18 protein-coding genes and 1 pseudogene are annotated in these 18,107 nt (G+C 53.9%); 18 read left to right on the forward strand and 1 reads right to left on the reverse strand.

Translation table 11 applies throughout. The features are described from left to right. The first annotated feature begins 13 nt into the window (after positions 1-13). The 18 genes from ACPXSQ_RS04565 to ACPXSQ_RS04650 all read left to right on the forward strand — a co-directional run bounded on the left by ACPXSQ_RS04565 (position 14) and on the right by ACPXSQ_RS04650 (position 16,847). On the forward strand, positions 14-292 hold the full coding sequence (locus ACPXSQ_RS04565; protein ID WP_089528613.1) for a 2TM domain-containing protein: 279 nt from the start codon (positions 14-16) through the stop codon (positions 290-292). A 13-nt stretch (positions 293-305) separates the two neighbouring features. Then, entirely contained in the window at positions 306-548 is a 243-nt protein-coding gene (locus ACPXSQ_RS04570; protein WP_009090691.1) for an acyl carrier protein, read from the forward strand. Positions 549-555: 7 nt separating this feature from the next. Further along, the gene (locus tag ACPXSQ_RS04575) at positions 556-1,311 is read left to right on the forward strand and encodes a hypothetical protein (protein ID WP_089528614.1); all 756 of its coding nucleotides are present in this window, start codon (positions 556-558) and stop codon (positions 1,309-1,311) included. Beyond that, on the forward strand, positions 1,304-1,990 hold the full coding sequence (locus ACPXSQ_RS04580) for an ABC transporter ATP-binding protein (RefSeq protein ID WP_125311371.1): 687 nt from the start codon (positions 1,304-1,306) through the stop codon (positions 1,988-1,990). The genes ACPXSQ_RS04575 and ACPXSQ_RS04580 overlap by 8 nt, the downstream gene beginning before the upstream one ends. Further along, complete coding sequence (locus ACPXSQ_RS04585; RefSeq protein WP_426142943.1) at positions 1,983-2,660, forward strand: hypothetical protein; 678 nt, start codon at positions 1,983-1,985, stop codon at positions 2,658-2,660. The genes ACPXSQ_RS04580 and ACPXSQ_RS04585 overlap by 8 nt, the downstream gene beginning before the upstream one ends. Before the next feature lie 50 nt (positions 2,661-2,710). Continuing rightward, entirely contained in the window at positions 2,711-3,610 is a 900-nt protein-coding gene (locus tag ACPXSQ_RS04590; protein WP_426142945.1) for an alpha/beta hydrolase, read from the forward strand. Further along, positions 3,607-4,833 carry an ABC transporter permease gene (locus tag ACPXSQ_RS04595; protein WP_426142947.1) on the forward strand — a complete coding sequence of 409 codons (1,227 nt, stop codon included), beginning with the start codon at positions 3,607-3,609 and terminating at the stop codon, positions 4,831-4,833. The genes ACPXSQ_RS04590 and ACPXSQ_RS04595 overlap by 4 nt, the downstream gene beginning before the upstream one ends. Beyond that, positions 4,826-5,602, forward strand: a complete 777-nt coding sequence (locus ACPXSQ_RS04600) for an outer membrane lipoprotein-sorting protein (RefSeq protein WP_009090678.1) — start codon at positions 4,826-4,828, stop codon at positions 5,600-5,602. Before ACPXSQ_RS04595 ends, ACPXSQ_RS04600 begins: the two co-directional genes overlap by 8 nt. Before the next feature lie 5 nt (positions 5,603-5,607). After that, entirely contained in the window at positions 5,608-6,519 is a 912-nt protein-coding gene (locus tag ACPXSQ_RS04605; RefSeq protein ID WP_426142949.1) for an alpha/beta fold hydrolase, read from the forward strand. A gap of 9 nt (positions 6,520-6,528) precedes the next feature. Continuing rightward, complete coding sequence (locus ACPXSQ_RS04610) at positions 6,529-7,692, forward strand: hypothetical protein (RefSeq protein ID WP_426142951.1); 1,164 nt, start codon at positions 6,529-6,531, stop codon at positions 7,690-7,692. Between the two features lie 120 nt (positions 7,693-7,812). Beyond that, positions 7,813-9,210 (forward strand): class I adenylate-forming enzyme family protein, encoded by a 1,398-nt coding sequence (locus ACPXSQ_RS04615; RefSeq protein ID WP_164886569.1) that lies wholly within the window; start codon positions 7,813-7,815, stop codon positions 9,208-9,210. A 22-nt stretch (positions 9,211-9,232) separates the two neighbouring features. After that, positions 9,233-10,381 carry a hypothetical protein gene (locus ACPXSQ_RS04620; RefSeq protein ID WP_089528623.1) on the forward strand — a complete coding sequence of 383 codons (1,149 nt, stop codon included), beginning with the start codon at positions 9,233-9,235 and terminating at the stop codon, positions 10,379-10,381. Beyond that, on the forward strand, positions 10,368-11,432 hold the full coding sequence (locus ACPXSQ_RS04625; RefSeq protein ID WP_426142955.1) for a hypothetical protein: 1,065 nt from the start codon (positions 10,368-10,370) through the stop codon (positions 11,430-11,432). Before ACPXSQ_RS04620 ends, ACPXSQ_RS04625 begins: the two co-directional genes overlap by 14 nt. Further along, on the forward strand, positions 11,425-12,252 hold the full coding sequence (locus tag ACPXSQ_RS04630; RefSeq protein WP_009090672.1) for a hypothetical protein: 828 nt from the start codon (positions 11,425-11,427) through the stop codon (positions 12,250-12,252). Before ACPXSQ_RS04625 ends, ACPXSQ_RS04630 begins: the two co-directional genes overlap by 8 nt. Continuing rightward, positions 12,249-12,770 (forward strand): hypothetical protein, encoded by a 522-nt coding sequence (locus ACPXSQ_RS04635; protein ID WP_128392146.1) that lies wholly within the window; start codon positions 12,249-12,251, stop codon positions 12,768-12,770. The genes ACPXSQ_RS04630 and ACPXSQ_RS04635 overlap by 4 nt, the downstream gene beginning before the upstream one ends. After that, positions 12,763-13,740 carry a hypothetical protein gene (locus ACPXSQ_RS04640; protein WP_426142959.1) on the forward strand — a complete coding sequence of 326 codons (978 nt, stop codon included), beginning with the start codon at positions 12,763-12,765 and terminating at the stop codon, positions 13,738-13,740. The genes ACPXSQ_RS04635 and ACPXSQ_RS04640 overlap by 8 nt, the downstream gene beginning before the upstream one ends. Further along, positions 13,733-15,535 (forward strand): acyl-CoA dehydrogenase, encoded by a 1,803-nt coding sequence (locus ACPXSQ_RS04645; RefSeq protein ID WP_426142961.1) that lies wholly within the window; start codon positions 13,733-13,735, stop codon positions 15,533-15,535. The genes ACPXSQ_RS04640 and ACPXSQ_RS04645 overlap by 8 nt, the downstream gene beginning before the upstream one ends. Next, positions 15,528-16,847 carry a hypothetical protein gene (locus ACPXSQ_RS04650; protein WP_426142963.1) on the forward strand — a complete coding sequence of 440 codons (1,320 nt, stop codon included), beginning with the start codon at positions 15,528-15,530 and terminating at the stop codon, positions 16,845-16,847. Before ACPXSQ_RS04645 ends, ACPXSQ_RS04650 begins: the two co-directional genes overlap by 8 nt. A 162-nt stretch (positions 16,848-17,009) precedes the next feature. Here the strand turns inward: ACPXSQ_RS04650 and istA are convergent. Then, positions 17,010-17,870, reverse strand: a pseudogene (gene istA, locus ACPXSQ_RS04655) (IS21 family transposase); the annotation flags it as partial. Between the last annotated feature and the right edge of the window lie 237 nt (positions 17,871-18,107).

Raw genomic sequence — 18,107 nt, forward strand, 5'->3', positions numbered from 1 at the left:
GACAGGATGAAAATTGCACGCTGACAGGGATTACAGAAGTGCGTCAAGGCGAGTCAGAAAGAAAATTTCCTTCTGGTGCCATTGTATTGTTTACGTAATGGTAAATAGCTTGCTTTTCACTATTAATATACTCAATGATAATAAACTTTGGTTCTATTATCCTTTGCTGGGGTGGCTTATCGGGTTGTTCATCCATGCAATGATAACCTATTATCAGTGGCCTGATTCTCTACGGAATAAGATGTTCCAGAGAGAATTAAAATTAATTAAACGAAATAACGAAAAAAGATAAGGATATACCTGCTATGACATCATTATCGCTTGAACAACTGTGTGAAGAAGTGGCTAAAATTCTTAAAACTGACAGCGTTGATGCGGATTGCCCCCTGGGCCAGTTAGGCATTGATTCATTAAATGTGGTGGAGTTAATTCTGGCCTGCCAGATGATTTACCCTAATGTGATGGATTTTGATGATTTGCTCTTTGATGAAAACTCTACGCTGCGTGAGATCGATGTGTGCATGCTGGAAAGTAGTCTGCAGGTATAGCCATCCTATGAATATCATGAATAAGAAACCGCTTTTTATCGCATTGCGCGTAACATTAATCACCTTTGTGATTGGCAACGTTATTGCCTGGATTTCCGGTGCTGCGCCCATAAAATTTGCTGAAATTCCGTTTAGCACCGCAGAACAGTCGCTGATAGCTGATGGCGCAACGTCCAGCGTGACAGAGAAAGATGCCCAGAGCATTGCGATGATCTACTTCCTGCACAATCGCCTCGATGAGGCAGCTGCAATGGTTGAGCAGGCCCGCGCAGAACAGGGCGCAAGTGACTCTCTGACCGCGCTGGCGGCAGCGATTGAAGTCAAACAGGCAGGTGCGCGTCTCGATCTGTTGTTTGGTCAGCGTAAGCTGTGGCAGTTAAAACAGGCGCTGACACAGTTAAAGAGTGTGTCAGATAAGGTGCCAGAGCAGTTTGACGTTCAGCTTCTTGCACTATGGGCTTTTGCTTCGGTTCCCGATATCAGCGATAGCGCAGCCAATGCACAGATTATTTCACACCGTATAACGCCGGTTCTTAACCGTCATGGTATCCCGCAGCCGCTGGCTGCGTCCGCCTGGCTCGGCCTGACGCGTCTCTCGCTCTATCTTGCTGATGAAGGCGATGAAGAAAGTCAGGTCTCAGCCCAGGCTAACGCCAGAATGGCGTGGCAGGCGTATCAGCAGATTGGTTTCCATCCGGCATGGCTTCAGCAGGAAAGCGATGCCCTGGAACAAGAGATGAAAGAGTTGCCTGAGCATGGCTGATATCGATGAGATCATCTGTGCGAAGGCGGCTGGAAAATCTTACCTGCGTGGGGAGCAGTCTGTTCAGGCGCTGAAATCGGTTTCGTTTACGCTCAGTCGCGGGGAGTTTTTGATTATCACCGGGGAAAGCGGAAGCGGAAAAAGTACCTTGCTGAATTTGTGCGGCGCGCTGGATATTCCCGATTCAGGCCAGCTGACGCTGTTTGGCGCTGATGTCAGTCAGCTAAGTGACGGTCAGCTGTCCGCGCTACGTAAGCAGCATATCGGCTTTATTTTTCAGGACTTCCACCTTATTCCAGTGCTGACCGCCATAGAAAATGTGCGCTATGCCCTTGATCTGCGCAAGGTGGAGAAGGCAACGGAAAAAGCCGGGGCGCTGTTAGCCGCAGTGGGACTGGCCGATCAGCGTGATGCCAGAGTGAATGAATTATCAGGCGGTCAGATGCAGCGGGTAGCAATCGCTCGTGCGCTGGCCGGTAATCCCACGCTGATTGTGGCAGATGAACCTACGGCCAATCTTGATAGCAAAAATAAAGAGAGCGTGATGGCACTGCTGAAAAACCTTTGCCAGCAGCATCAGGTGGCGGTGGTGCTGGTGACGCACGATCGGTCGCTGACGCCATGGGCGGATAAACTGCTGGTGATGCAGGACGGTAAAGAGCAGGTGACGCATGAATAATATTATTGCCGGCGTTCTATTTCTGCTGACGGCTCTGTCTGCCCATGCTCAGCCCGCATTGCACTATCCTCCTGCGATACCGGCTGGCGAGAGTGAGCAACGGGTGATGCAGCAGCAGCTGGTACAGATACCGGCTGAACAACGCAGTGAGCAGCAGTGGCGTCAGCTGGCGCTGGTCAGCGTCGCGCTGACCACCACGGCAGACGCGCCACAGCAGGAACAGACCGCATTGACGATCGAGCAGGCCCGACACGCGTTACCGGATGATGCGTTGCTGATGGCGATTGAGGGCAGTCTTTACTGTATCCAGGCGGGCAACAGCAAAATCGACGGCATGCAGGCAATGGCGCTGGTCAATCGCGGATTTCGCCAGCTCGATCGCGCCGTGCTCAAAGAGCCTGAGAATATCGGGCCGCGTTTACAGCGTGCTATCACCGCCAGCCGCACCCCGGCTTTTTTAGGCAAAGGCGCGCTGGCACGGCAGGACTACCACTGGCTGATAGAGACCATTCCGGCGACGGAAGAGACGCAGTCGCTGCGTGCCATGGTGCTTTATCAGTTGGGCGAAGTCGTGGTTTCCGATGATCCCTCCCAGGCGACCTTACTGTGGCAGCGTGCGGCTGCCCTGGCGGGAGGAGAATGGAGTGAACGAGCTAAAAAGCATTTGTAACTGCCGCAGAGCGCTTTACCGGCAGGCATACTTCACAGGGAACGCTTATCGTGATTGATTTTGACCAGTTCAACCAGCAGGCGGATCGGCTTGACGCGACGCTACCTCAGTCGGAACGCGTGAATACCGCGCGGATGGATGGGCTACGCTACCGGCTTTACCCGCCCCGGCATGCTACGCAGGACGTGATTATCGTTTATCACGGGGGCGGCGTTCATCTGGATGCCGGATATGACATTCTTGCCCGTCAACTACATGATGACACCACAGCTGTCTGCCTGGTGGATATTCGCGGTCACGGAGGTTCCCTCGGCGCTAAAGGTCAGGTTGCCCGCCCTGACCGCATCTGGCGTGATGTGGATACCTTGCTGACAAGCCTGCGCGCGTTTTTCCCTCAGGCGCGTCTTCACCTGCTGGGGCATTCCAGCGGTGGCGGAATGTTAATTAATTATTTCACCCGCCATCGTCCGCAATCTCATGCAGATAGCCTGATATTAATAGCACCAGAACTCGGGCCTTTCGCCAGCGAAGTCCGGCGTAGCGGGGTGACGGTTCCATTTGCTGAAGTGCGCCAGTGGCCTTTCGTCATTAATGCGTTAAGCGGTGGCTTGCTTTTTGGCAACTATCCGGCCGTGGCACTGAATTTTCCGCCAGACGTTAAAGCCTCTGAGCCAGATTTTGTTCAGCATTACAGTGTGAACATGGCCAATGCGCTGACACCACGCTATCCGGCTAAACAGCTGGCGGCCTTGCCGTTACCGGTTTTACTGCTGGCTGCTGAAAAAGATGAGCTGTTCAGCGCAGATGCGATGCGTGAGTTCGCTGAAAAACATGGCAACGAAGCGCTGCGCTTCGGTGTCATTGCAAACAGCACGCATCTCGATTGTCTGTTCTTTGCCAGTCAGGCTATACGTCAGCATCTGTCGCTGACAGGGCAGGCGATGCGATGATCCGCTGCAAACTCGCCGTACGTAATCTGTTGCGTAACAAAAGGAGGACCACGGTCTCTGTGACCAATCTTGCCCTGGCTCTGGCGGCTATTTTACTCTTTTCCGGCTTTTGTGAATCGATGTATCAGGGGCTGCGGGAAAGCATGATCCGTTCGCAACTGGGGCATATTCAGTTTTTCAGTAAAGGATTTAATCAATTTGGTGCGTTAAGCGACGCCAGCATGCTGCTGCCTGAACCACTGAAGAAACAGATCATGGCACAGGCGGCGCGACAGCCGGAAGCGGTCATCATTACGGAAAGGCTGGAAACCGACATTTTGATCACCAATGGCGATGCGCAGATGTCATCACACCTTATTGGCATCGATCCTGATAAAGAAGCGACGCTGAGCTCAGCCATTCAGTTGCAGTCAGGCAACAATCTTTTCCCTGAACAGCGTGACGGTATTCTGCTGGGTGGCGCACTGGCAAAAGCGCTTAACGTGCACCCGGGCGACTCTCTGACGCTGTTAGGCACCGCGTCTAATCAGACCATCAATGCGATGGATGTCACCGTGGCCGGTATTGTCACCACCGGCGTCGAAGAGCGGGATCTGCGGACAGCTTACGCTAATCTTGCTCTGGTGCAGACGTTCCTGCTGACACGGGGAGCCACACGCATCGTGGTGTTATTGAAAGATACGCAGCAAACCGATCGGGTCATGCAGCGACTCACCCGTGAGCTGACAGAAGATGCCGACCGGATAGAAGTCCGCAGCTGGTCACAGCTGGCGACCTACTATCACCAGGTTGTTGCCCTGTTTTCCGCCATTTTCACCTTTGTGAATGTCATTTTGCTGGCGGTCGCGGCCTTTGCTATTTCTCATGTTTTATCCATGAATGTGGTGGAGCGAACCCGTGAAATCGGGGTTATCCGGGCCATTGGCGCCAGCAGAGGCGATGTGGTTGCCCTGTTCGTGATGGAAGGCGGAATGTTAGGGATTATCGGGGGCCTCGCGGGATTACTGCTAGCGTGGATCCTCGCCCTGCTGCTCAACCACTCCGGTCTGATGATGCCAACGCCGCCGGGCAATACGGTGACGTACCCTTTACGCATCCTGCTGACGGTACATCAGTGTCTGACCGCCTTTGTGGTCAGTGTGCTGGTATCCCTGCTTTGCAGTCTGTTACCTGCGCTGCGGGCGGGCAGACTCGTTATTACAAGAGCACTTAATCATGCATAACATTTTATTGGCGTCCTCTTTTTTATTACGCAAATGGCTGGCGTGCCTGATTGCGCTGATGCTGATCAGCGCCCCTGCCATGGCGGTACAGAAAGGTGCCAGCGAATGGTTCAGAGAGATTAGCGACCTGCGCGGGCTGTCTGGCAGCTTCAGCTTTTCATTACAGGTGACGTCTTATCGCAATGAGGTAGCGGAGGCGCAGAGTCAGCTTGAGGTGCTGTTTCAGTCGCATCAGCAAATCCTGATTCTGTTCCGGCAGCCGCAAAATTCCGCAGGTCGCCGTATCCTGGTTGAGGGAGATAACATGTGGTTAACACTGCCCTCATCAAAACGTGTGCTGCGTGTCTCGCCAAGCCAGCGATTACTGGGCGAAGCCAGTAACGGCGATGTGATTAATACCAATTTTGCAGACTACCAGTTGCAACAGCAGCAGGATGTCGAGCGGGACGGAAAACGCTATATCGCGCTGACGCTGGTGGCGACTAACAGTCGGCAAAGCTATCAGCGCGTAGTGTACCTGATCGATCCGCTGAGTTCGCTGCCAAGCATCAGTCTTCACTACACGGCATCGCAAAAACTGATCAAAGAGATTCATTATGAAAACTATGTTACTACCGCAGGCAAACCGCGCGTAGAGCGGCTGCGGTTGATTAACCCGGTGCAGCCAGACCGTTACACCATCATGCAATTAAGCCAGTTTACTGCCAGAACCTTCCCGGCAGGGATTTTCAAAAAAGAAAACCTGCTGAATGCGGTTATCCGGGAGTGATGGCGATGAAACATGACCGCCATAACGCGGCTTTTCTGATGCGTGATGGTTGCAGACTCCATTACCGTCACTACAGCATGACCACGGCGCAAAGCGTGATGCTGCTGCTGCCTGGATTTGGCTTAACCAGTGAAGATTATGTCTCATGCTGTCAGCACCTGGCGAAATCGAGTGCGGTGACAGTCTACAGCCCTGATCTGCGTGGACAGGGCCAGTCTCAGGGGGTGGAGGGCGATGTGGCTTACATTGGGCAGTTACAGGACGACCTGAGCGATATGATCGCTGCGTTGCAGCAGAATCATCCCGGTTTGCCGGTGGTACTGGCCGCCCATTCGGGGAGCAGTTCTCTGGCCATCAGCTACCTGGCAACACGGCCAGATCCGATGGTGGTGGCGTTATATCTGCTGGCGCCGGTGTTTTTTGGTCATATGGAGTATGACCGCGAACTCCAGCGCGCTTACCAGTTTATCTATTACGGTCGATATCACCGTAAACCTGCTCCGCATCCGGCGTCGCAGCTCAGGATGAATCAGGAGTTCCGTTACTCTCTGCTGCGCCATGGCCTGGGAAGAACGTTTAGCGCGCTGCAACACATCCGGGTTTTACAGGTGCGGCGTGATGCCGGACAGCCCTGGCGCAACTATAGCTTTCGTTTTTTGCAAAGCTATCGCTGTCGTGACCTGACACAGAGCCTGGAGCGAATCAGGGTGCCGGTGTGGCTGATGGTCGGGCAGGAAGATGAAGTAATGCTGCCGGATGCGGTGTTCACGCTGCTGAACTGGCATCTGGCACCGGGCTTGCTGCGGGAGAGCCGCTGTCTGGCGCGAATGGGACATTTCAGTATCCTGGCGATGGCGGCCACGCTGATGGGACACTGGCTTCGGGCTACAGTTACGCCGCAAGGCGGAATGCAATAAGGGAATAATATGGACATTGAGAGCGGCGGCTGTGGCTATTTCACTTTTGCCTTTCCAGCGCAGGCAATGACATTACGCTGGGCCGATGGAACGCCTGCCGGGGGCATCGTCGCGAGATCTTCTGCGGCTGAAAACAGCCGTGAACTGACGATTCAGTGGGTTGCAGATGAGAAAACGCTCACGCTGCAACATGCGGCGGACAGCCGGAAATCGGTCTATTACGCAGCCGATGAGCAGCGTATTCTCTTTTCCACGCGCCTGCCAGAGCTGCTTAAGATGTGCGGAACGGACAAGACCCGTTTTGATCCGCGCTGTGTTGCTGACCTTATCGTGGTCGGTTTTGTTGCTGCGCCACGCACGCCTTATCAGGGGATTTATCAGTTAGCGCCCGGAGCCGCTATTGTCTGGCGTTATGGCGACGCCAAGCTGGAGTACACCTGTTCAGCCTCTGCCGCGCCGTCACCGCAAACGATCGGTGTCAGCTTCAGCGGCCGGGCGGGTAACATTCCGGCGCAGCCCCAGCTTTCCGATAATGCCATGCTGATCAATGTCATTCCCCAGCTTGCAGCCCTGACCGGCGAAGCCCATGGAGATCCAGGATTACTCAGATTACTGCTTCGTTTAGGTCGCCAGCGGTCAGCACCCTGCCATGTTCATCTCGGCTACGATCTTGACCCGGAGACGCTGCGGGCAGCGACGCGTTTTAAACAGCCTTGGATCAGACGCGCGGCGCAGCGATCGTTGCAACACTACTGGAACGAGGTTCGTTACCCGGAAATTTCCGGCTGGTTTTCGCCGCCGGAGACGGCTTTTGACGGTGAATGGATCAGGCACCTGATAATCAGTGAAAGGCAGCGTGTTATTCAGCAGGTGGCGACGGCCTATCAGCAAGCCGTCAACTATTATCATTGCCCCCGCATTGATGAAGAAAATATGGGCGTAAAATTAAATAATGAAAATTTTTCATCAGACTCACCGGAAGCGGCGAATCTTTATTGTCGTGCCGTGCAACTAAATATGAGCGCGACATTTATTAATCAGCTTGTCGACTTTTCACCCGGGAAAATATTCCGGCGTAACGAAAAACAGCAGGATCACAGGCTGAGCAGCCTGATTTGTGCCATGACATCACTTAATTATCTTGAGCGATTTTATCATCGCCTGCCACAGTAATCCATTTGCCCATTTTTATTACGATAAATAATAGAGGGAACTATGACCGGATATATGTTGCATTCACTTGCGGATATTTACGCTGAATTATCGGCAAGGCATCCCCTTCCTGATATCAGGATGGCAGGAGGGGAACCTTTAAACCTAGCGCGCATTGAGTACTGGTGCGTTCTTCTTAAAGAGAAGGGATTGCAGCACGGCGATCGATTACTGCTGCTGACGACCCCCGGTGCTGAGAGCATCGCTGTTATGGTCGCGGCCTGGCATCTCGGCATCGTCATCTGTCCGCTGCCCCCGCAGACCCGCGAAGCGCCGTTACGCATTATTGCAGAGGATTGCGGCGCAAAGGCGATCCTGGATGCGGCTACGCAGTGCTGGCAGTCGGGTGCGGCGCCGGATAAGCCCGCCTCGTTTATCTACCTTACGGCGCCGCGCGTCACCGGAAGCGATCTGGCGCTGATTATTTACAGTTCAGGCAGCACTGGCGTACCCAAAGGGATCATGCTGTCTCATGCCAATGTGTTGTCAGCGCTGCGATCCGTCACCGGTTATCTGCAACTGCGGCCGCAGGATACGCTGCTATCCGTTCCACCGCTGCACTTCGATTATGGACTTTATCAGGTTCTGTTCGGATTTTATGTGGGTTGCCGCGTCATCCTTGCGCCTGCCGCCTGTAATCCGATGCAGCTGCTGAAACTCATCTCACAGGAGCAACCCACCGTGCTGCCGCTGGTTCCGGCACTGGGTGCAGGCCTGGCGAAACTGGGTAATGCCCTGAAACGTCAGGCGGATTGCGTGCGATTAATCACTAATACTGGCGGCCACATGCCGGAAAAGGTCGTGCGCGATCTGAAATCCCTGTTCCCGGCTGCGGGCGTGATGTTGATGTATGGGCTGACGGAGTCAAAACGGGCGATGTTTCTGCCTGTCAGTCAGGCAGAACGCAAGCCGGACTCTGTGGGCAAACCCATGGCGGGCCTGGAAGCCAAAGTGTTTATTGCGTCAGGAGATAGCGAAAAACAGGTATTTCATGAATGTAAACCTGGCGAAATCGGCGAGCTGTATGTGCGTGGCGCATCAGTAATGCAGGGATATACCCATCCGGAGAGCAGTGCAGGGGCGCAGATTATTACTGGAAACTATCGCGATGATAACTGGCTGGCCACCGGTGATCTCTTTAGCTACGACGGAGAGGGTGATTTCTATTTCCGGGGACGTGCAAAAGAGTTAATCAAGCAGGCGGGGTTTTGTCTCTATCCGCGCACTATTGAAGCAATCGTCGAAAAGCATCCGCAGGTGACGGATTGTGCCGTCATTGGTATTCACGACGAGGACGGCAATGAACAGGCCTGCCTGTTTGTCAGATCCGCTGCCACTCTGGAGAAACCGTTACTGGTCAGCTGGCTTAGCGAGCACTTTGATTCCTCCTGGCTGCCAGCACGGATTGAATTCATTGAAAACTGGCCGGTGAATCAGAATGGAAAAATTAATAAAAAAGAGCTGGTGAATTTTCTTTAACGTTCAAAAATTTGAGACTGACATGACAACCACGATTAGCCGAATTAAAGAGGGATTAGTGGCAGGGAAATTCGTCTTTGACTCTCCCTGCTATATTTACGATCCTGAGCAGCTACGAAATAATATTAATGCGCTGGAAGAGAGCACAGGGACGCCGGTTATTCTCTCTGTTAAAGCGAACCCCGGCACCGATCTTAATCTGCGTCTGACCGATCGTAATGCTGGGGTTGAAGTCGCTTCGCTGAATGAGCTGAATCTGGTAGCGAATAGCGAAAAAATATATATTAATAATCCGTCAATGGATAAAAATCTGATGCGTGCCGGCATTGCCGCAAAGGCTTTTTTTATTATTGACAGCCCGCAACAGCTTCAGCAGCTGATTGCGCTTTCCGGTAATCGTCCGCTTCAGCCAGTCATTCTACGCTGTAACGTCGGCGTCGTGGCAGCGTTGGTGCCCGACGCGCCTGCTATTCGTAAAGATCATTTTGGCATGGATCTGGTGAGTCTGATCGAAACGGCGCATTTCATCCGGAACCATGAAAAAGTTCAGCTTAAAGGATTTCATCTGTTTGGTGGTTCCCACACCTTTCATCGCTTCGCCAATGTGATTGCCGAGGCAGCACTGGCGTTACTGCCCCATATTGAAGCGGCTTACGGTGGAGCCATTGAGCTGATTAACCTGGGCGGTGGTTTTAGCGAACAGTGGTGGGAGCATCAATCGCTGTTCCCTGCTTATCGTGAATGGCTGGCACGTTTCCCGGCACATATCTCGCTGGTACACGAAGCCGGTCGCGCAGCGTTCTCTTCCTGCGGCGTTTTTATGACTACGGTGGTGGCAACCAAACGCATTGCCGATCAACATTACGCCATTTGCAACGGCGGCATGAATCAGAGCTTCCTGTTGTGCCAGACTGAAAACAGCTTTCGTAAAATGCGCCAGCCTTATCGGGTGCGGCTAAACGATCGCCTCCAGCCTGACGTAGATAGCAATCAGAAGACGATTTTAGTCGGCTCTACCTGTAGTCGTGACGACGTGATTGGCCACTATGCCGGTGAAGATATTCAGCCAGGGGATATTCTGCTGTTTGATTACTGCGGCGCTTACTACAGCACCTATACCGTGAATCGCTTTCTCGGATTAAAGGAGGCGGCTCAGTATGTTATCTCCTGAAACGGTTTCGGATATGTTGCATCTGGGCGAGTTGATTACCCGCCATCTTGAAGGCTATCAACCGATGCCGGAATCGGTGCGCCAGATGATTTTCCGCAGCGTTTTGCGTCATCTTGACTCGCGCATGATTATTGAGGATTCGCTGACGCCCCTGAAACCGCTGGCGGCGTCTGCCACCTCATTCCCGTTACCGGCGATAGACTGCCTGCCTTTACTTGATCGCTACGTAGTGGCGGTGCGCGAGGAGGGGCTGGGGCCTTACTTCAACCTTATTATCGGTCTTTTTGGCCATATTATGTTGCAGCTTTCCGGGAGCGACCGGCAGCAAGAGCAGGTGGCGCAGTGGGTGAGTGCCGGCGGCACGGGGGCTTTCCTGATGACCGACAGCGGTGGGCCATCGCTGCATCAGTGGCGTTCCCAAGTAGTGAGTGATGCGCAGGGCGCGTTGCAGATTACGCTCGATAAAGAGTGGGGCATCGGGGCATTAACCTGCGCGTTCGCCATTGTTATCCTTTCACGCCCGGGTCAGATGGTGCCTCAGGCTTGGCTGATACCGCCTGAAACCTGCGCGCAGTGGCAGCGAAAGCGAGTGGGGTCTGGCTGGCTGGATGGCCATGTTCAACTGGGCAACTGTCAGGGCGTCTTCCCGGGTAGCCACGACTGGGCACTACGCCGTGGCGGATTAATCGCGGTTAAACAGTTTCTGACCTATGTTCGTCCGCGTTTTGTCGCCTCGCTGATGCATCATCTGCACTGGCTGATGCAACAAAAACGTCTGACACCTGACAGCCAGCACGATGAAGCGCGTGAATATTTGCTCAGCGTAACGCGCACGCTCTCTGCTCAGCAGGTGTTTAATCGTTATTCAGAAGATGAGGTGATGGCACTGAAATTTGCCTCTAATGCCTTGCTGTTTGACCTGGTTGAACAGCAGCGCGTCCGATTACTGAGCGATCAGCGCGATTTACTGGGATTCACAAAAATGGAAGGCAGTTCTTATCGTTGCCTGATGGAAATTTGCCAGCGGCATCGGGTAGGTCACTATGTCTGAGCTTGAGCTGGTTCGCGCTGAGTTTATCCGCTACCCGCAATCGCTGCTGTCGGTAGACGACAGGCTGGAAAATCTCTCTCCGGTACTGGCTAAAGCGGTGGGTGAACAGATTGCGTATGCTTTGCAGGGATGGCAGGGGCCGATACCGGATCGCCATTTTGTCTGTTCGACGATTATGGATTTGGCTTTTTCCCGCCAACTGGTGAACTGGCCGACGCTGGTGGAGCAGATCGCGCAATACACCGACGCCGTGCCGGATATGCTGATCAATGCCTATGAGTGCGCCAGCTGGGGCTACAGTTTGCGCCAGGCGTTGAGTCATCCGCGTACGTCACCCTATGTGATGTGTACGATTGTCGATCTCAACCTGATGGATCTCGCCTTCTGGCGTGCCAATCCCAACTGGGGCAACTCAGGTTTCGGCATCGTCACGCTGCTGTTTCGTGCGGAGACCAATGCGCATCAATGTGTCACGGTCAATGTGGCGAAAACCAGCAATTTTATCGCTGAGTTCAGCATTGCCGTGCGCAACGCACTGGCTGATAAGCCTGACTACAAGCTGGCGCTCCCCTTTTTTCCTCAGGCCGTCACCCAGCTATTCCAGCGTCTATTACCGGATGCCGACATGCTACCGGATCTGCATCCGCGCTTTGGCCACTGTTTTGGGGCCGATCCGTGGATTTCTCTGATAGAGCAAGCTCCACATGCCTCATCCGGTCAGCGTTTTCTGGCGACGTCGGTCGCCCTGAACGGTTACTGGACAATGGCCGATATTACGCTGGCCGCCGATGGAATCTTTAACTGGCGGGAGGCGAAATGATGCAGTGCAATCATCTTTTTAACGGGCAACTGAACCGCTCGCCTTATGCCTTTCGCGCTTATCGTGCCAATGCTCGGGTGCTGCCGATGACCACGCCAGAGGATTACACCTCACTGGGACGTATTGAGAAACCGGCAGTTCAGTCACCGGTATTCTGTGGGTTTCAGGAAAAATATGATCTGCTTGAAGAGATCGTTAATGCGGCATTTTTGCATCTGCAACCGCTTAATCGCTGTGTTATGACGACAATGATGCCGGGGGGACTTCGCCTCCCTGCGCGGCTGCTACAGGATGACATTTTTCTGCTTCATCAGGTTGACCAAGAAGCAAAGCGGCTCTTTCTCGACGGCTTTAGCGTGCTGGCTATTGAAGAGTCGATTATTCGCCACCCGCTGGAAAGTGGTCGTAATCACCTCCGGCTTCGCTGGTTTCCACAGCATTCCTTTCAGTCTCAGGATGGGTGGGATGTGCTGGTCAGATTTCTTCATCAGTTGAACATTGTGGCCATCGATGAGTGACATTGTGCTGCGCGATTTACACATTTTTCCACTCTCCTCGCAGGGCGAGATGCCGGATGCGCTACCCGCGCCGGGAGAAGGCGCAAAGTCGCTGGATCTCATCCTGTTTTGCAGCTCAGGCGAACTGGGCGTCATGCAGCAGCAGGATATTGCAGCCTGGTCTCTGCAACAGACGTTTTGCCAGCCGTCACCGCGTCGGGCTTTTGTTTCCCTGGCCTGTGCGAGCTGGTATGCGGCACTGCTTGAGTTTGAGCGTAGTCCCTGTCATCACGTCGAAATCTGGGTTATCGAAAGCCCGGCGTCCTTTATTCAGGAACGGCTTGACTGTGCCGGGCTGGGCCATGGCGGAGAGGGACTGACCGTCCAGCCAGGCATCGCCAGAATGGTGCTGCAAAAGTGCCAGGCAAAGCCCGGTGAGGTGGTGCTTGAGGCCTGTGCGCTGTTCGCCAAACCTGCGGGACTCAGAGGCACTGAACAGTTGATCAAACGCTATGGTGCCTGGCTGGCCGCCGGTCTGGGCGATGATCGGGCAGCTGGCTGGGTCTCATTCGCGATTGCCACGGGCTGGTCAGATCAGCTGCTGGCCGGTTTACTACACTGGTTTCCGCAGTTGATGGGGCAGTTGACGCGGTTGCCCAGTATGGAAACCGACACTCTTCATCTGCTGGCCATCAAGCCACTGCATGAACTGCATCGCAACGTTGCGCAGTGCCGTTCCGGTGCGCTGTTTATGACGACGCTGGCGGCAGGCGGGCGCATTGGCTGCGTGGTGGTGCGAACCGCTAAATCCGTGCCCGGTGTGGTGCCGCGGGACAAGCCCCATACTGTGCCGGTTCCGGCAAGCCGTGTGCTGCCCGGCACGCCTCCTGATTACTGCGATCCCCAATACCGTTATATCGATAATCAATACTTTCTCACTGAAATGACGTTGCATTCTCAGTGTTCACGTACATGGAATGACTATGAATAATTTACCTATTTATCTGGCGCCGCTGGACGATATTCGCTTTGTGATCTGGCAGCAAAATCAGACAGAAACCTGCCTGAAAAGTGACTACCCTTGGTTAACCCGTGAGCGGGTAGATACGTTATTAGAAGAGGCGGCGAATTTCGCCAGTAACGTGTTGTCAGCCAGCTATCAGGAAGCCGATCGTCAGGAGTGCTTCCTGGACGCGGCGGGAGAGGTACAGGTGCCTGAATGCTATCGGGCGCTGCTGGTAAGGTTCCGCGAAGAGTGGGGCGTGCGTCTCAAGCCCTACGAGCAGGGCGGCCTGGGGCTTCCCCCGCTGATTCAGTATGCGGTGCTGGAAATGTTTATGGGGGCGCATCCAGCCTTTATGACCTATGTCGGTTTCAACGGTCCGGCCCTGCAATTGCTTACGCGTTTCGGCACGGCGCAGCAGCTGGAACGCTACGGGCCCCCCTTGGCTGAATACCGCTGGACTTCGTCACTGTGCATTACCGAAGCGGAGGCGGGCAGCGACCTCAGCCGTATCACAGCTCAGGCAGAACGGCAGGAGGACGGGCGTTATCTGATCAGAGGTGAAAAACGCTTTATCTCTGCCGGTATGCACTCACTCACCGAGAATATGGTTTGGTTTGTGCTGGCGCGCATTAAAGATGGGCCATCCGGCGTGCTGGGACTCTCCTGTTTTATTGTTCCGCGTTTTGACGGCGGGAAAGACAATCAGGTGCGATGCAGTGAAGTGGTGCGAAAGATGGGGTTAAAAGGGTGCGCCAATACGCATCTCCGGTTTGGTGAACAGGGGCCCTGTTACGGTTATCTTATGGGTGAGCGGGAGAATATCGGACTGGTACAGCTTCTGAGCATGATGACGCCAGCGCGTATCAGCACCGGAATCTACGCGCTTGGAATGGCTTCCAGTGCCTATCTCAACGCACTGAACTATGCCTGCCGGCGCATTCAGGGCAAACAGTTTGATCGGGCAATGAGCGCCCAGGCACCTTCATTGCCGATTGTTTCTCATCCGGATGTGCAGCGTATGCTGAGTGAAATGAAGATGCTCACGGAAGGCTGCCGTGCTCTGCTTGGCAAATTAGGCATGGCGGAGACACGTTATCTGATAGCGAAAGCGCGTGAAGAAGAGCAGGAGGCCCGGCAGGAGCTGGCCTTTTTTGAACTACTGACACCGCTGGTGAAAGCCTATTGTTCCAATAACGCCTGGACGGTGGCTGAAAATGCTATTCAGGTACTGGGCGGCAACGGTTATCTTTCTGCATTTCCGGTTGAGCAGTATGCACGAGACTGTAAAATTTTATCGATATGGGAAGGGACTAACCACATTCAGGCGCAGTTTCTGCTGCGGGACAAGCTCGGAATGGGACTGCGTGACACGCACGGGCTCCAGGAACTGAATCAGCGGATTTCCGCGTTTATCACTCAGGCCAGAAAACAGCCGGCGTTGTCCGCGATGGCCGATAAGCTGGGGCAGGCGCAATCCGTCATGAAATCAACGTTGCTGGAGGTGGGCGACTATGTTCGCAAGGGGCAGATGCTCGCCGTGCCAGCCTGCGCCAATATCATGATGGAGATTGTCGCTGAAGTGATTATCGGCTGGTGCCTTATTGAAGCGGCAGACATCGCGCAGACATCAGATAATCAGATCCTGCGGGAAGGAAAATATGCGACGGCGCACTATTTCGCGGGCATCACACTGCCGTTGACGCTAGCAAAAGCGGCAAAAGTGCGTTATCTGATGCAGTCAGAAAGTGTGTTTAATCCGGTGTTTACTGCGGATGCGTAAAGCGGGAATTTATCAGACGGCGTTTGTACTCTGCCTGTCGTCTGCCTGTGCTGCCAGTGAGACGATCGACTGGCAGTCGCACTTCTCTGCGCAGGGACGCTATGGAGTAAAGGAATATAACGACGCATCTCCGCTCTCACCTGACCGCTACAGCCCCGCGACGCGGGCAGGCGTTGACACGGATGTGATGTTTTCCTCTCAGTTCTTTTATCAGGATAATTTACAGGGGTTTATCGGCGTTGCCTCGGGCTGGGAGCATGAAAACCACACGGATAACAGGCTCACCCGGCTGCTGGAAGGGGGCGTCACCCTGATGAACACCGAACAGACTCAGCGCCTCACGGCGGGTAAAGTCTATCTGCGCTGGAGCCAGGACAGCGTTTACCATCCGATCGATATTTTCGGTCGCTATACGCAGCCGAAAAGTACACTGGGCGTTAACCGCATGGATGATTTCCAGCGTGAGGGCGCGCCGATGCTCCGCTGGCAGGCGAGCAGTGACAGCGGCGATTTCGACCTCGTGCTGGCCAAAGCCGAAGATGAGCAGGGGTGGGGTAACGCTCAACAGGCAGCACTGCGCGGTCTGTGGCAGCTCGATGATATCGAAGGTAGCCTGCTCGCAGAAAAAACCAGCAGTAAACGACCGCGCTGGGGGGCGACACTGAGTCAGGGCATCGGAGAGCAGTGGACGCTTTATAGTGAATACCTGCTCAGTGGCGATCGTGATATTCCTCAGCTGACACAGGTTAGCCCGGCGATTCCGATTGACGAAGAGACGCAATTACCCGCGTTATATCGTAACCGTCAGGATCCCCGGCAGCATAACTGGCAAAAGATGTTATTAACGCTACGCTACGCATTGCAGAAAGGGGGCAGTCTGGAGGGCAGCTTTTATTATAACGGGCATGGGATGAACCGTGATGAATGGAATCAATGGGTTGATGTACAGCACTCATCTGCCCGGACGCTGACAAATCCGCGTTTGCAGCAGGTGCTGGGTCAGGGTAATCCGTGGGTCGGCACCTTAGGCAGTTCAGCACAGCTGATGCAGAACTTTTACCTGCGCCGTTACTACGCTTCCGTGCGTTTCGACAGCATTGAGCGTTTTACCCAGGGGGGTGTGGAAGTTAACCTGATTTACGGTCTCAAGGATAATAGCGTGTCGCTCTGGACTGAAGGCCGTTATCCATTAAGTACGCACATCACTGCGAAACCGTTTATTTTGCTACAAACCACCTCTCAGGGAGAGGGTGCAATCTCGCCGGTGCGTTCGATGGTCGGCATAAATTTTAGCTATGATTTTGATTTTTAGAGGGTGGCCTTGCCGGATTGGCCTGCGGCTATTCATCCGCACTGATGTCACCCTGTGCGAGGGCTTGCGCGTGATAAAAACAAAAATCCACGCCGTTGCGTTAATGGTAAGCGTCCAGCGAGAACCGTATTGACGGGGATGTGTTATTCCGTTGACAGTGCTACGCGCCAGGGTAGTTTCATGCTTACGTTGATTGGCCACATCGTACAGCCAGCGCAGGCCGTAACGGTTTGCGGTTTCAACATCGACGGTGATCCCCATCGGACGCAGGCGTGTCATTAACGGGATATAGAAGCTGTTGCGGGTGTACTGCACCATCCTCTCTACCTTGCCCTTAGTCTGCGCCCTGAAGGGACGGCACAGGCGGGGAGAGAAGCCCATCTCTTTGCCGAACTGCCACAGGGAAGGATGGAACCGGTGCTGCCCTGTCTGGTAAGCATCACGCTGCAGCACCACCGTTTTCATATTGTCGTACAGGACTTCCCGCGGTACACCGCCGAAGAAGCTGAACGCATTGCGGTGACAGGCTTCCAGGGTGTCGTAGCGCATGTTGTCAGTGAACTCAATGTACAGCATCCTGCTGTATCCCAGAACGGCGACGAACACATGCAGGGGGGACTTGCCGTTTCGCATGGTTCCCCAGTCAACCTGCATCTGCCGCCCTGTCTCGGTTTTGAAGCGAACGACCGGTTCTGCCTGTGCTGGCAGGGTCTGTTTGCGGATGAACTCTCTCAGGATAGTCAGCCCTCCACGATAGCCCAGCTCCATGATTTCCCTGGCAATAACGGTCGCCGGGATTTTGTAGGGATGCGCATCGCTGATCCGCTTAGAGATGTAATCACGGTATTCATCGAGCAGTGATGATGGTGCCGGGCGTGGTGAATACTGCGGCTTTTCAGATTTGGCTTTCAGGTGGCTGCGGACAGTATTGCGCGAAATACCCAGCTCCCTTGCGATGGCCCGGATACTCATTCCCCGCTTGTGCAGGACTTTAATTTCCATACGAATCTCAAAAGTGATCATAAGCTCCCCTGTATTCAGAGGAGCAGATTAACCCCCGGATCAATTTTCAACCGCTGGGGTGGATCAGTTTTGCACCGTTGGTAATATCTACCGCTGGGTAGTTGAAATCCGCCTGGCAAACAAGTCTAAACATCACCCAGTTCTACTGATGGTCTACTTTGGGCCAACAAACAGGATACGCGGTGCCGTGCTAACCTGCTCCCCGTTGATTAATACACCGCGATGTTAGTAATGTCT

It is taken from the genome of Pantoea sp. EEL5 (assembly GCF_049892805.1).
GTDB lineage: Bacteria > Pseudomonadota > Gammaproteobacteria > Enterobacterales > Enterobacteriaceae > Pantoea > Pantoea ananatis.

What these genes read in the sequence shown, in the direction of transcription:
- ACPXSQ_RS04575 (WP_089528614.1), top strand. Translation starts at nt 556, where the DNA reads ATGAATATCATGAATAAGAAACCGCTTTTTATCGCATTGCGCGTAACA.
- ACPXSQ_RS04600 (WP_009090678.1), top strand. Translation starts at nt 4,826, where the DNA reads ATGCATAACATTTTATTGGCGTCCTCTTTTTTATTACGCAAATGGCTG.
- ACPXSQ_RS04640 (WP_426142959.1), top strand. Translation starts at nt 12,763, where the DNA reads ATGAGTGACATTGTGCTGCGCGATTTACACATTTTTCCACTCTCCTCG.
- ACPXSQ_RS04605 (WP_426142949.1), top strand. Translation starts at nt 5,608, where the DNA reads ATGAAACATGACCGCCATAACGCGGCTTTTCTGATGCGTGATGGTTGC.
- ACPXSQ_RS04610 (WP_426142951.1), top strand. Translation starts at nt 6,529, where the DNA reads ATGGACATTGAGAGCGGCGGCTGTGGCTATTTCACTTTTGCCTTTCCA.
- ACPXSQ_RS04630 (WP_009090672.1), top strand. Translation starts at nt 11,425, where the DNA reads ATGTCTGAGCTTGAGCTGGTTCGCGCTGAGTTTATCCGCTACCCGCAA.
- ACPXSQ_RS04635 (WP_128392146.1), top strand. Translation starts at nt 12,249, where the DNA reads ATGATGCAGTGCAATCATCTTTTTAACGGGCAACTGAACCGCTCGCCT.
- ACPXSQ_RS04580 (WP_125311371.1), top strand. Translation starts at nt 1,304, where the DNA reads ATGGCTGATATCGATGAGATCATCTGTGCGAAGGCGGCTGGAAAATCT.
- ACPXSQ_RS04570 (WP_009090691.1), top strand. Translation starts at nt 306, where the DNA reads ATGACATCATTATCGCTTGAACAACTGTGTGAAGAAGTGGCTAAAATT.
- ACPXSQ_RS04645 (WP_426142961.1), top strand. Translation starts at nt 13,733, where the DNA reads ATGAATAATTTACCTATTTATCTGGCGCCGCTGGACGATATTCGCTTT.
- ACPXSQ_RS04595 (WP_426142947.1), top strand. Translation starts at nt 3,607, where the DNA reads ATGATCCGCTGCAAACTCGCCGTACGTAATCTGTTGCGTAACAAAAGG.
- ACPXSQ_RS04625 (WP_426142955.1), top strand. Translation starts at nt 10,368, where the DNA reads ATGTTATCTCCTGAAACGGTTTCGGATATGTTGCATCTGGGCGAGTTG.
- ACPXSQ_RS04585 (WP_426142943.1), top strand. Translation starts at nt 1,983, where the DNA reads ATGAATAATATTATTGCCGGCGTTCTATTTCTGCTGACGGCTCTGTCT.
- ACPXSQ_RS04615 (WP_164886569.1), top strand. Translation starts at nt 7,813, where the DNA reads ATGGCAGGAGGGGAACCTTTAAACCTAGCGCGCATTGAGTACTGGTGC.
- ACPXSQ_RS04650 (WP_426142963.1), top strand. Translation starts at nt 15,528, where the DNA reads ATGCGTAAAGCGGGAATTTATCAGACGGCGTTTGTACTCTGCCTGTCG.
- ACPXSQ_RS04620 (WP_089528623.1), top strand. Translation starts at nt 9,233, where the DNA reads ATGACAACCACGATTAGCCGAATTAAAGAGGGATTAGTGGCAGGGAAA.